Below are 13,161 nucleotides of genomic sequence, written 5' to 3' on the forward strand. Positions count from 1 at the left end.
AGGTAGTGCCGGTGCTCTAAGTAGTAAAATCATATCGAAATTATGGAAATATTGGTCGTTTTTTAAAAGACCAGAGATTTATGGTTAGCTTTACTATAAACCATAATGTGTATATGATTTCAAGAGCTTACGTTAATTATCTTTTCTTAGTTATTATATTGACTTTCGTTTCCTGTCAGTCGAAGCAGAAAACGTCACAGGAAAACCAAAAACCAAATATTGTCCTCATCATTGCCGATGATGTCAGTTGGGACGATGTTGGTGCTTACGGACATCCAAAGATCAAAACACCTCATTTGGACAAAATGGCACGCGACGGGATGCTCTTTAACCAGGCGTTTTTAACAACAAGTTCCTGTAGCCCAAGCAGAACCAGTATTGTTTCCGGATTGTATCCGCACAACACCGATGCTGAGCAATTGTCATGGCCTTTGCCGGAAGAAAAGAAAACCTTTGTCCAGGAGCTTAAAAATGCCGGATATTGGACAGGTTTAGCGGGGAAATATCACATGGGTGATCCAGTTAGAGACGATTTTGACGCACTTTTGGAAATGAAATGGATTGATGCGCCAATAGGTTTAGACCGACGCCTGGTAGGTGATGGCAGTGGGTGTGATGAATGGATCAAACTGTTACAACAACGTCCAAAAGACAAACCGTTTTTTACGTGGTTAGCATCGTTTGATGCACACAGACCATTTTATGAAGGTATGAGTGATGATCCTTATGACCCCGAAGAAACGATCATACCTCCTTACATGCCGGAAACCGAAGCTTCAAAAAAGGATTTTGCGCTTTATTATGATGAGATCTCCCGAATGGATGATTATATTGGTAAGGTAGTAGCGGAGTTAGAAGCTCAGGGCGTGGCAGAAAATACGGTAGTGTTGTTCATCTCAGATAACGGACGCGCCTTCCCAAGAGATAAAACCACCCTTTATGACGGCGGTATAAAAACGCCATGGATCATCAAGTGGCCGGCGAAAATAAAACCCGGTAGTGTTAATAATAATCTTGTAAGTTCGGTAGATATAGCACCCACTTTTATGAAAATGGCCGGATTAGAACCTATAGAGGACTTTGAAGGGATTGATTTTTCTCCAGCCCTGATGGACGTAGAACAAAGTACGAGAGACGATATTTATGCCGAAGATCATTTCCACGATTTTGAGGACTATACCAGGGCCGTGCGTACTTCAAAATACAAATACATAAAGAATTATTATCCCGATCTGCCTAATACGCCTTCAGCAGATATTATCAGGGATCTTACCTGGAAGAGTATGAAAGAAGAAAAGGCTAAAGGAACTTTAACCGAAGCTCAAATGCGATGTTTTGAAATTCCCAGGCCCGATGAAGAATTGTATGATGTTGAAAAGGATCCCTATGAGTTGAATAATTTGGCTCTGAATACGGATTATGATTATGTTCTAAACGATATGCGTATGCGCTTAAAAAGGATGCGGGAAACTACCAATGATTTTCTTCCAACCGAAAGAACACCGGATGATTTTGTCAGGGAAACAGGATATCCTACAAAGTACCGCATACGCCCCAGACCATCAAAAGCCGTTTATATGAAAGCCAGGGAAGAAGGAAAGGTATTGATGAATCCAGATTTTGTAGATACTACACCCCAATGATTTATTTAGGTTCAGAGTTCAGAGTTTAGAGTTTAGGGTGAAATTTATGAGTTTTCTTGTTGTTTTTTAAATAACACCTAAAGGTTATTATCTTTCTAACTTCTAACTTCTAACTTTGTACTTTTGCCCCTGTGTTTCCAGCGTTTATGTGTCCAGAAATAGTATTCAGGGGTTTCATGAATCTGTTCTTCAAGTGCTTCAAGAAACATATCGGTCAACTTATAATCAGGGTAGTTGTTAGAGTCTTCGGCAAGTGTTATGATTTCCGCTTCATAATAGCCTCGTTTCACTTTGTTTATTTTTAGGTAAGCCGTAGAAAAGTCCAGCTTTTTTGCTAATCGTTCTGCTCCGGTAAAACAGGGTATGTCAATACCCATAAACCTCCCCCAATACACGTCTTTGGACCTTCTGGGAGACTGATCACTCAGAAAACCGGTAATGGTCTTGGTGCCCGAAGTTTCATAACGTGTAATCGTGCTAATGGTATCTCTGGTACTTATTAATTGGGTATTAAATTTTGAACGAATGTCCCTAACCAGCTTATCAAAATATTTGTTTCCTAAAGGTTTATAAACCGCCAGTCCTTTAAAATTAATATAGTGTTGCATTACGATAGCCCATTCCCAACTGGCATAATGTCCGAAAATCAGAATAACACTTTTATTTAAGGTTTCTAGCCTTTTAAATTCTTCAGGATTGGTTACTAAAAACCGTTTTTTCAGTGCTTTTTCTGAAATAGACATGGTTTTAGCCATTTCCAGGAACATATCACTTAGATGCTTATAGAATCTTTTTCTGATGGCAGCAATTTCACTTGCTGATTTATCAGGAAAGACAAGTTGTAAATTATTGGTTACCACTTTTTTTCTGTAACCAATTACATAATAAAGTAAGATATAAACACCATCTGAAATTAAGTACAGCAATCTGAACGGAAGCCTGGAGATACACCACAAAAGCGGATAAACAACAATATATGTTAGAAATTGCATGAATTAATTTTAGATTTGCAGGGACAAAAGTACAGGATTTTTTTCATTTGAAAGTATAGAAAAACCAAATGAAAAAGCATCATGGACTAGTAAAGTGGTTATTAAAGTAAAACTAAATTTTGTATGTTTTTTTAAGACAAAATTTAGTTCTTTTACACAGGAAATATATGTTAATTTGATTTCAAACGTTTGTACTTCATGGGAAATTTAGATACAATAACCATTATAGTGATAGTAGCCAATGTTTTGGTTTCTTTGAGAGGGTTTAAAGATTATGGTTTTTTGGATAAATATAAGTTTCATGTAGGCGGTGTTCAGAGAGGCGAACAAATAAGATTGTTAAGTGCCGGTTTTTTGCATATTGATACAACCCATTTGTTTTTTAATATGTTTGCTTTGTACTTGTTTTCAGGGCAAGTAATCTATGAAGTGGATCAGGGTGGTTTTATTTTAATTTATATTGGAAGCTTATTAGCAGGCAATCTGCTGTCGCTTTATTTTCACAAGAATGAATACCATTACAGTGCCGTAGGAGCCAGCGGAGCTGTTACAGGTATTTTGTATTCCGCTATATTGTTAGAGCCGGAAAGGCTTTACTATTTTATGTTTTTACCTTCAAGAATTGGTTCTTATGATCTGGGAATTCCCGGGTACATATTAGGGATTGCTTATTTACTATATTCCATTTATGGTATGAAGAAACGCGTGGGCAATATTGGTCATGATGCCCATTTTGGCGGCGCTATTGGAGGCTATGTGATTACTTTGATTGTAGCCCCCTGGTTATTTGAAAAAGATCTACTTATGGTTGGCATACTGGCAGTTCCTATTGTTTTGCTTTTTGCTTTAAAACGAGCAGGGAAACTATAATTTAACTTTATAAACTTACTTCTGGCATAAGTATTGACTTTATATTTATGATGATTCTTTTGATTTATTTTTAATTAATTGATAATCAAATAGTTGATAATTTTTTGAATTTAAAAATTGAATGAGTTAATGTGTTTTAATGACAGATTGACTTAAAAATATATATGAAGAAATCTAATTTTATAACGCTTGACAGTTTGTCATTTCAGGAATTCGATGAAAATTCAGAGTTAATTCCGTTAATGACACCTGAAGACGAAGAAGCCATAAATAATGAAGAGTTACCGGAAACATTACCAATTTTGTCTTTAAGAAATACGGTCCTCTTTCCCGGTGTAGTAATCCCAATTACAGCCGGGCGTGATAAGTCCATCAAACTTATAAATGATGCCAACAAGGGCAGTAAGGTGATTGGCGTAGTAGCCCAAAAAGACGAATCGGTTGAAAACCCCACGGTAAAAGAGATCAATGAAACAGGTACGGTAGCCCGGATTTTAAGGGTTTTAAAAATGCCTGATGGTAATGTCACGGTTATTATTCAGGGTAAAAAGCGCTTTAAAGTAGCTGAGGTTCTAACCGAAGACCCTTATATGAATGCTACTATCAGAGATTTGCCTGAGGCAAAGCCAGCTGTTAATAATGAAGAATTCGGTGCTATTATAGAGTCCATGAAGGACCTGGCACTTGAAATTATTAAGGAAAGCCCTAATATTCCAAGTGAGGCCTCTTTCGCTATAAAAAATATTGAAAGCAACTCATTCTTAATAAACTTTGTGTCGTCCAATATGAATCTAAGTGTGGCTGAAAAACAAGCCCTGTTAGAAATGAATGACCTTAAGCAACGTGCTTTGGCCACGCTTAAATATATGAATGTTGAATATCAAAAGTTGGAACTTAAAAATGATATTCAATCTAAGGTTCAAATGGATATGAACCAGCAGCAGCGCGAGTATTTCCTGCATCAGCAAATGAAAACCATTCAGGAAGAGTTGGGAGGCGTTAGTCATGATGAAGAGATAGAGGATATGAAGGCTAAGGCCAAAGAAAAGCTTTGGGATGAAAAAATAGCGAAACATTTCGATAAAGAAATAGGAAAGCTGCAACGTATGAACCCGCAAGTAGCGGAATACTCTATACAGCGCAACTATCTTGAACTGTTTTTAGATTTGCCATGGAACGAGTTTAGTAATGATAAATTCGATTTAAAACGCGCTAAAAAGATCCTTGACAGGGATCACTATGGCTTAGATGACGTTAAGCGCAGAATCATTGAGTATCTGGCCGTGTTGAAGCTTCGTAATGACATGAAATCGCCTATTTTATGCTTATACGGCCCTCCGGGAGTTGGTAAAACCTCGTTAGGAAAGTCTATAGCCGAAGCTTTAGGCAGAGAGTATGTCAGAATTTCACTTGGTGGTTTACGTGATGAAGCGGAGATCAGAGGGCATCGTAAAACTTACATAGGTGCTATGCCGGGGCGTATTATTCAAAGCCTGAAAAAAGCAGGAACCTCTAACCCGGTGTTTGTTTTAGATGAAATTGACAAGTTATCAAACTCACATCAGGGGGATCCTTCTTCGGCCATGTTGGAAGTATTGGACCCTGAGCAAAACAGTGAGTTTTATGATAACTTTTTGGAAATGGGTTATGACCTTTCCAAAGTTATGTTTATTGCTACTTCCAATAGTTTGGCTACCATTCAGCCTGCGTTATTAGACCGTATGGAAATTATCAATGTAACAGGATATACTATTGAAGAAAAAGTTGAAATAGCTAAACGTCACTTACTTCCAAAGCAATTGAAAGAGCATGGTTTAACAGGGAATAATCTAAAAATAGGTAAACCGCAGTTAGAAAAAATTGTTGAAGGCTATACCAGGGAATCGGGTGTTCGAGGACTTGAAAAGCAAATAGCAAAAATGGTACGCTATGCCGCCAAAAACATTGCCATGGAAGAAACGTATAATATCAAAGTTAGTAATGATGATATTATCGAAGTTTTAGGAAGCCCGAAGTTAGAACGCGATAAATACGAAAATAATAATGTGGCAGGTGTAGTTACAGGCTTGGCATGGACACGTGTAGGCGGGGACATCCTTTTTATTGAGTCTATTTTATCAAAAGGCAAAGGGGCTTTGACCATTACGGGAAACCTTGGTAAGGTCATGAAAGAATCGGCTACCATTGCTATGGAGTATATAAAGTCTAATGCTGATGCTTTTGGTATTGATGCTGACGTTTTTGATAAATACAATGTTCATATTCACGTTCCGGAAGGCGCTACGCCTAAAGACGGACCAAGTGCCGGCGTCACTATGCTAACATCTCTGGTGTCTTTATTCACTCAGAGAAAAGTAAAGAAAAGCATAGCAATGACCGGTGAGATAACCCTTAGGGGAAAAGTGCTTCCGGTGGGAGGTATTAAAGAAAAGATCTTAGCTGCAAAACGTGCCAGAATAAAAGAAATATTGCTTAGCGAGGAAAACAGACGGGATATTAATGAAATAAAGACGGAATATCTTAAGGGCTTAACGTTCCATTATGTGACTGATATGAGTGAGGTTATTAAAATAGCACTCACAAATCAGAAAGTGAAAAACGCTAAAAAATTGTGAGGCAATACAAGACTGCCTGAAAGTATTTAAAATTGTCATTCTGAACATGGTGAAGAATCTCATGTATTCCTTATTTTAAAAGAGATTCTTCGTTACACTCAGAATGACATTTTTTTTGAAGGTCACTTTTGTTATTTAAAATAAAAGATACTTACCATCGTTTTAAGATAGATTTACTTTCTTTGTACCGTAAATATGCTAAGGAGAATTATCACTTTATTTTGTCTGTGCTTGAGTGCCTCAAATTTTGCGCAAATAGGAGGGGAGCATACTTATCAATTTCTCAATCTAATTTCCTCTCCCAGGCAAGCGGCTTTAGGTGGTAAGGTGTTGACCAATGTTGATTATGATGTTACGCAAGGCTTGTTCAATCCGGCTACTATCAATGTTGAAATGGATAAGCAGTTAGCACTTAATTACACAAACTATTTAGGAGGCATAGGCTATGGTACGGCCGCTTATGCCTATACTATAGACAGACGCACACAAACCTTTCACGGAGGCGTTACCTATATTAATTATGGTTCTTTTGACGGTTATGATGAAGACGGTAATTCCACCGGAACGTTTTCTGGAGGAGAGACTGCTTTGTCTTTCGGATACTCCCGCCAAATAGGTTACTCGGATTTTTATTTGGGAGGCAACATAAAACTCATAAGTTCCAAGTTAGAGCAATATACTTCGTTTGGAGCTGCCGTAGATGTTGGCTTATTATATATCAATGATTACCTGGATTTTAATGCCGCTTTGGTAATTAGAAATTTGGGAACCCAAATAACCACCTATGCGGGGCTCCGGGAAAGTCTACCTTTTGAAGTAAGTTTTGGAATGTCTCAACGTTTGGAAAATGTTCCTATCAGATGGCATGTAACTTTAGAGAATTTACAGGAATGGCCTATAGCCAGGGCAAACCCTGCAAGGGCTATCAGCGATTTAAGTGGCAATCAATCCAACGAAAAAGTTGGGTTTTTAGGGCAGGTTATCAGGCATACCATTATTGGTGCTGAACTATTTCCTGACGGTGGATTTAATATCCGGTTGGGATATAATTTCAGAAGAGGCGAGGAGCTTAGAATTGTTGATCAAAGAAATTTCTCCGGGCTTTCTGCAGGGATTTCAATTAAAATGAATAAAATGCGCTTCAGTTATACGCACGCTAAATATACAAGCGCAGCCAATTCCAATTTTTTCGGTTTACAAATAGATTTACAATAGCAGAGTGCCTAAAGTTTCAAGTTACAAGTATTTAAAGTTCGTGTATGTTTAGACTTTAGCGCACTTTAAGTGCTTAAGACACTTTAAACTTTAAAACACTTTAAGTACTTTAGCCACTTCAAACTTAAAAGATGAATAAAATCACCATAGCCATAGACGGGTATTCTTCAACAGGAAAAAGTACCATTGCAAAGCAAATTGCCAAACATTTGGGCTATGTATATGTAGATTCAGGTGCTATGTACAGGGCAGTAACACTTTATGCCATGAAGCAAGGTTTAATTCATGCCGATGATTTTAATGTTGAAGCGCTCATTTATCAATTGGATCAAGTGAAAATCAGCTTTAAGTTTAATAAGGATCTGGGTTTTGCCGAAGTGTATTTGAATGATGAAAATGTTGAAAAATCCATACGTACTTTGGAAGTGTCAAACTTTGTTAGCAAAGTAGCTGCTGTTACCGAAGTACGAAAAAAACTGGTTGCTATTCAGCAACAATTAGGAAAAGATAAAGGGGTTGTGATGGACGGACGTGATATTGGAACTGTGGTGTTCCCGGATGCCGAATTAAAAATATTTATGACCGCCTCTGCAGAAACGAGGGCTAAAAGGCGATTTAAAGAGCTTATGGATAGAGGTGATAAGGTAACCTATGAAAGTGTTCTTAAAAATGTTCAAGATCGTGATCGTTTAGACTCCTCAAGAAAGGACTCCCCGTTAATTAAGGCCGAGGACGCCATAGCAATTGATAATTCCGAACTCAGCATTCAGCAGCAGTTTGAAAAGGTCCTGCGCCTTGTAAGCATGGCACTGGAAGACACAGAATAGTTACTTTGTCTCAAAAAAAAGAATCCCAAAGATTACTTTGAAATTCCCTGTTTTGATACAAATCATGCTTATTTTTTATTGACCAATTGAAATTGGGTTTCCAATGGTACACCAAAGTTGCTTTCCAGCTCACTTTTTATTTTCTTGTAGAATTTGGTGTCTGGAGGCATACTTAGATTATTCCAAAAATTAGGATCATATTTTACCTCCAGGTCATTAACGTCTTTTTCAATACCATAGGGCACCACTTTAATTTTCTTTTTATCCGTTTCTACGTTCAAAACAAAAGCTTCCGATTTATACTGTAGTGTCTCTGCTGGTGTCCCAATTAATTCTTTTGGAATTTTGTCTTTAGGAAAACGCCATTGATTTTTGAAATAGCTCAACACCATTCTATCGCTGTTATGTTTTTTATAGATATAAAGTGATTGTCCACGTTCAATTCTATAAACCTTATAGCTGTCTACGCCTATGTAAAGCTTTATTTTTTCCCATTTATGTACATTGCTTTGTCCTTCAAGAATTACCACGTCTTCGCCTTCATAGGAAGAGTCTCCAATTTTTTTCCAGGCAAACTTTTTTAAATTTCTAGAGTGTTGTGAATCCATAGGTCTAAAAGGATTTACCTCAAACAGACCATTAATTGGATGCCGCCATTGTTTTCTTTTCCAATAGCGGTAATCTGCAGATTTTCTTGCGTGGGCTACCTCAACTTGCCCCATATAATAGGCAGGTCCTTTGTCTTTTACCTTTATATAATTTTCAACAAAGAACTTAGCCACGTCGTTCTCCGTAGAGGAAGCTCTATAAAGTATCTCCAATTTATGGGATTGACTAAGCGTATTGTCCCTTAAGGATTTAATTGCTTTATAAACATAGTCGCCCGGTGCCAATAGTGTAATGGCATCAAGCTCAGTGAGCGTTTCCTTTAGAACAATTTCTTTCTTTTCTAATTTCAGATAATCAGCCACCTTAATTTTAAAGGGGTCGTAACCTAAACTGGAAACTGATAAGGAATCTTGTAGTTCGTTTTCAGTAATTGAAAATGAGAATTCGCCGTCTTCAGTACTGGCGGTACCTAAATATTTTTCAACGATACCAACAGCAACAAAAGGTATAGGTTCATTGAATTCGTCTAAAATAATTCCTTTTACTTCAATTTTGCCTTCTTGAGAGATGGCTATTGATGGCATGATGAATGCCATTACAAGTAAAAAATGTATCAATCGATTTTTCATAAGTTAAAATGCTTTATAATATTATTCGCCCCTAAATTTAAGATACTAATTTCAATTTTTGTACCAAGACATATAGTGTTCGCGCTATGAAAGAACCCTTGTTATACATTAAATAAACGGGCCTTAAGTGAAAATTTATTTGTTAACCAATTGGTATTGTTTTTCTAAGGGCACCCCATACATGGCTTCTAATCCGTCCTTAATTTTCTTATAGAACTTGGTGTCTGGTGGTGCACTTAGGTTATTCCAAAAGTTGGGTTTATATGGTAGGTCTATCATACCCATATCCATATCAATACCATAAGGAATTACTCGTACTTTCTTTTTATCAGTAACAATCTTATATACAAAGGCTTCAGCTTTATAGTGGGTTTCATTCAAGAGGTGTTTATACTCTGACGGAATCTTGTTTTTCGGGAAGTCCCAATCATGTCTGTAGTAGCTTAAAACCAACTTACCACTGCGGTGATTTTTATAAATGTATAAGCTGTTTCCACGCTCAATTCTATATACCTTATAAGTGTCTATTCCAATATAAAAGATGATCTTTTCAGATTGATTCTTAGGATTTGTGCCTTCTAAGATCAGTACATCTTCACCTTCAAAAGACGAATCTCCGGTTTTCTTCCAGATAAATTTTTTGAGGTTTCTAACATGGTCAGAGCCATTGGGCCTTAGCGGATTAAACTGGTCTAAAATGTTTATAGAATGCCATTTAGTGTCTGTTTTCCAAATTCTATAATCTGCAGATTTTCTGGATTCAGCCACCTGCATAGGACCAAACCAATTTCCCAGGCCCCTAGATTTAATTTTAATGTAATTCTCTACCAAAAATTTGGCATTGCCATTTTCGGTAGTGGCACTTCTGTATAACAATTCTACCTGGTGAGGTTTGTTTATGGTATTGTCTTTAAGATTGTCTTTGGCCAACTGGACATATTCGCCTGGTTTTAAGATCTTAACTTCGTCAAGTTCAGTAACCGTTTCAGTTAAAATTATTTCTTTCTTTGCCAGCTTTAAATAATCAGCAACTTTTATTTTAAAAGGGTTGTATCCTAAACTGGAAATGGATAGGGAGTCTTGCATTTCTGCAGCGGTAACTAAAAACGAAAATTCACCATCTTCTGTACTTGCTGTACCAATGTATTTCTCAACAATACCAACTGCCACGAAGGGGATAGGGGTATTAGATTCATCTAAAATGAGACCATTTATTTCAATTTTAGATTGTGAATTCCCGCTAAAGGGAATTAATGCAGATAGAAATATAAGGGTAAGGAAGAATGTCTTTTTCATCTGTTTAAATTTTATTGTTCTACATAGGCCAGATGTAATTCGCCATTAAACATTTCGACAAGCTCAATGCAACGCATTTTGGTGGGCATTCCGTTTAGTTATTATGGCTCATTTCATAGCTTATTTTTCATTTACATATTTATATTGATCTTCAAGGGAAACACCGTAAACCCCTTCTAGTCCGTCTTTTATTTTTTTATAAAATTTCGTGTCCGGAGGAACGCTTAAATTATTCCAAAAAGTAGCATTATATGGTAAATCAATCATTCCCATATCCACATCAATGCCATAAGGAACTACTTTTATTTGTTTTTTATCGGTAATTACTTTATAAACAAAAGCTTCTGCCTTGTAATCTGAATCTGAAGCAGGCGAGTTTCTTAGGTGTAATGGAAATCGTTCTTTTGGGATTTTCCAACTGTGCCTGTAATAGCTTAAAACCAATTTTCCACTTTTATGCTTTTTATAAATGTATAGCGTGTTTCCACGTTCTATTCTATAAACTTTATAGCTATTCATACCAATAAATACTTTAATCTTTTCCCAAGTCATTTTAGAATTTGTACCTTCAAGAATTAAAACATCTTCACCCTCATATGAGGAGTCCCCAATCTTCTTCCAGATGAATTTTTTTAAGTTCCTTTTATGTTGGGAATCGTTTGGACGAAAAGGGTGTAAACTGGCCATGCCATTTATGGAGTGCCACCTTTGGTCTGGTTTCCAAATTCTGTAGTCGGCAGATTTACGTGATTCGGCCACTTGCATAAGCCCAAAATAATAGGCAGGCCCTCGATCTCTTACTTTAATATAGTTTTCAACTAAAAATTTCGGTTGTCCACCTTCAGTCACCGCTCTTCTGTAGAGCATTTCAATTTGATGTGGCGTACTAATTGTGTTGGCTTTCATGTTTTTACTGGCAAGAGCAACATATTCACTTGGCTTTAAAATCTTAATTTCATCGAGTTCGGTAACGCTTTCCTTTAAAACGACTTCTCTTTTTGTAAGCTTTAAATAATCTGCCACTTTTATTTTAAAGGGATCATAGCCCAAACTTGAAATGGACAAAGAATCTTGAAGTTCAGCCTTAGTAACAAGTAGGGAAAACTCACCATCTTCCGTACTGGCCGTACCTATATATTTTTCTACAATCCCAATGGCTACAAAAGGAATCGGGTTATTAGATTCATCCAAAATAATACCATTGATCTCTATTTTTTGTTGCGCCGAAACCTGAAAAGGAAACAGCATTAACAAACCTATAAAAGCATTCAGTAAATAACGATAAGACATAAAATGATAAAATTATTGATTTACAATTTGATACTGCTTTTCTAAAGGAACACCAAAAAGGCCCTCTAATTCATTCTTTATACGCGTATAAAACTTAGTATCAGGTGGCATACTGAGATTCTTCCAAAAGTTGGCATCATATTTTAAGTCCAAAGACCCCATATCAGTTTCAACCCCAAATGGAATGACTCTAATTTTCTTTTTATCGGTTTCAACACTGTAAATAAAAGCCTCTGTTTTATAACGAAGGGTTTCTGCCAGTGTTCCGCGTAACTCCTTAGGAATCTGATGTTTTGGGAAGCTCCATTCGTTTTTAAAGTAACTTAAAACCATTTTGCCGGTTTTGTGTTTTTTGTAGACATACAAAGATCTGCCACGCTCAATCCTATAAACTTTGTAAGTGTCAACCCCAATATAAAAGGTCATTTTTTCCCAATCGATCCTGGGATTCCTGCCTTCAATTATCACTACATCTTCACCATCGTAAGAGGAGTCGCCAATTTTTTTATAGGTAAACTTTTTTAAGTTCCTGGCATGTTGGGAATCACTGGGTCTGAATGGGTTTACATGAAACATATCATGAATGGAATGCCGCCATTGTTTTCTTTTCCAATATCTGTAATCTGCAGATTTCCTGGCAGCCGTAACCTCTACAACTCCCATTTGGTAAGCCGGTCCTTTATCTCTAATCTTTATATAATTTTCAACAAAGAACTTTGCTTTTCCGTCTTCTTCGGCAGCCCTTCTGTATAATAATTCCAGTTTGTGGGCCTGACTTAAAGTATTATCTCTTAAGCTTTTAATAGCGTTCAACACGTAGTCTTTAGGGCTTAATAGCGTAATTTCGTTGAGCTCAGTAACTGTTTCTTTTAAGACTATTTCCTTCTTTTCCAACATTAAATAATCGGCTACTTTGATTTTGAACGGGTCATACCCTAAACTGGAAATAGACAAGGTGTCCTGCATTTCGGCAGCGGTTACTAAAAATGAAAACCCACCGTCTTCCGTACTGGCCGTACCAATGTATTTTTCAACAATGCCCACGGCCACATAAGGGATAGGTTCATTAAATTCATCTATTATTATACCACTGATCTCAATTTTTGATTGTGAATTAGCACAAAACGGCAATACAAATAGAATCAATAAAACATAGGTTATCTGTTTTTTCATAA

Annotated in this window: 10 protein-coding genes; 5 read left to right on the forward strand and 5 right to left on the reverse strand. The window is 36.9% G+C overall.

Annotated features, from left to right (window positions below):
* The first annotated feature begins 113 nt into the window (after positions 1–113).
* The gene (locus Q0983_RS13540) at positions 114–1,643 is read left to right on the forward strand and encodes a sulfatase (RefSeq protein ID WP_299554219.1); all 1,530 of its coding nucleotides are present in this window, start codon (positions 114–116) and stop codon (positions 1,641–1,643) included.
* A gap of 95 nt (positions 1,644–1,738) precedes the next feature.
* Here the strand turns inward: Q0983_RS13540 and Q0983_RS13545 are convergent, their stop codons facing one another.
* Positions 1,739–2,635: a lysophospholipid acyltransferase family protein gene (locus Q0983_RS13545; protein ID WP_299554222.1), complete on the reverse strand. Its 897-nt coding sequence runs from the start codon at positions 2,633–2,635 to the stop codon at positions 1,739–1,741.
* Positions 2,636–2,833: 198 nt separating this feature from the next.
* On the opposite strand from Q0983_RS13545, the gene Q0983_RS13550 reads away from it, so the two are divergent.
* The 4 genes from Q0983_RS13550 to cmk all read left to right on the forward strand — a co-directional run bounded on the left by Q0983_RS13550 (position 2,834) and on the right by cmk (position 8,162).
* Entirely contained in the window at positions 2,834–3,505 is a 672-nt protein-coding gene (locus Q0983_RS13550) for a rhomboid family intramembrane serine protease (protein WP_299554225.1), read from the forward strand.
* A 164-nt stretch (positions 3,506–3,669) separates the two neighbouring features.
* Positions 3,670–6,120 carry an endopeptidase La gene (gene lon / locus Q0983_RS13555; protein ID WP_299554228.1) on the forward strand — a complete coding sequence of 817 codons (2,451 nt, stop codon included), beginning with the start codon at positions 3,670–3,672 and terminating at the stop codon, positions 6,118–6,120.
* 195 nt (positions 6,121–6,315) lie between these two features.
* Positions 6,316–7,335, forward strand: coding sequence for a type IX secretion system protein PorQ (gene porQ, locus Q0983_RS13560; RefSeq protein WP_299554231.1), 1,020 nt, complete (start codon positions 6,316–6,318; stop codon positions 7,333–7,335).
* Positions 7,336–7,466: 131 nt separating this feature from the next.
* Positions 7,467–8,162 carry a (d)CMP kinase gene (cmk, locus tag Q0983_RS13565; RefSeq protein ID WP_299554234.1) on the forward strand — a complete coding sequence of 232 codons (696 nt, stop codon included), beginning with the start codon at positions 7,467–7,469 and terminating at the stop codon, positions 8,160–8,162.
* Between the two features lie 68 nt (positions 8,163–8,230).
* Here cmk and Q0983_RS13570 read toward each other — a convergent pair whose 3' ends face one another.
* The 4 genes from Q0983_RS13570 to Q0983_RS13585 all read right to left on the reverse strand — a co-directional run bounded on the left by Q0983_RS13570 (position 8,231) and on the right by Q0983_RS13585 (position 13,159).
* Positions 8,231–9,400, reverse strand: a complete 1,170-nt coding sequence (locus tag Q0983_RS13570) for a carboxypeptidase-like regulatory domain-containing protein (protein ID WP_299554237.1) — start codon at positions 9,398–9,400, stop codon at positions 8,231–8,233.
* A gap of 135 nt (positions 9,401–9,535) precedes the next feature.
* Positions 9,536–10,696 (reverse strand): carboxypeptidase-like regulatory domain-containing protein, encoded by a 1,161-nt coding sequence (locus Q0983_RS13575; RefSeq protein ID WP_299554240.1) that lies wholly within the window; start codon positions 10,694–10,696, stop codon positions 9,536–9,538.
* Between the two features lie 120 nt (positions 10,697–10,816).
* Entirely contained in the window at positions 10,817–11,986 is a 1,170-nt protein-coding gene (locus Q0983_RS13580; RefSeq protein WP_299554243.1) for a carboxypeptidase-like regulatory domain-containing protein, read from the reverse strand.
* A gap of 12 nt (positions 11,987–11,998) precedes the next feature.
* The gene (locus tag Q0983_RS13585) at positions 11,999–13,159 is read right to left on the reverse strand and encodes a carboxypeptidase-like regulatory domain-containing protein (RefSeq protein ID WP_299554246.1); all 1,161 of its coding nucleotides are present in this window, start codon (positions 13,157–13,159) and stop codon (positions 11,999–12,001) included.
* Positions 13,160–13,161: the final 2 nt, after the last annotated feature.

Source organism: Seonamhaeicola sp., from assembly GCF_028281565.1.
Classification (GTDB): Bacteria; Bacteroidota; Bacteroidia; order Flavobacteriales; family Flavobacteriaceae; genus Seonamhaeicola.

Coding starts and splice junctions, on each gene's coding strand:
- lon (WP_299554228.1), top strand. CDS start 3,670: ATGAAGAAATCTAATTTTATAACGCTTGACAGTTTGTCATTTCAGGAA.
- Q0983_RS13575 (WP_299554240.1), bottom strand. CDS start 10,696: ATGAAAAAGACATTCTTCCTTACCCTTATATTTCTATCTGCATTAATT.
- porQ (WP_299554231.1), top strand. CDS start 6,316: ATGCTAAGGAGAATTATCACTTTATTTTGTCTGTGCTTGAGTGCCTCA.
- Q0983_RS13585 (WP_299554246.1), bottom strand. CDS start 13,159: ATGAAAAAACAGATAACCTATGTTTTATTGATTCTATTTGTATTGCCG.
- Q0983_RS13550 (WP_299554225.1), top strand. CDS start 2,834: ATGGGAAATTTAGATACAATAACCATTATAGTGATAGTAGCCAATGTT.
- Q0983_RS13540 (WP_299554219.1), top strand. CDS start 114: ATGATTTCAAGAGCTTACGTTAATTATCTTTTCTTAGTTATTATATTG.
- cmk (WP_299554234.1), top strand. CDS start 7,467: ATGAATAAAATCACCATAGCCATAGACGGGTATTCTTCAACAGGAAAA.
- Q0983_RS13545 (WP_299554222.1), bottom strand. CDS start 2,635: ATGCAATTTCTAACATATATTGTTGTTTATCCGCTTTTGTGGTGTATC.
- Q0983_RS13570 (WP_299554237.1), bottom strand. CDS start 9,400: ATGAAAAATCGATTGATACATTTTTTACTTGTAATGGCATTCATCATG.
- Q0983_RS13580 (WP_299554243.1), bottom strand. CDS start 11,986: ATGTCTTATCGTTATTTACTGAATGCTTTTATAGGTTTGTTAATGCTG.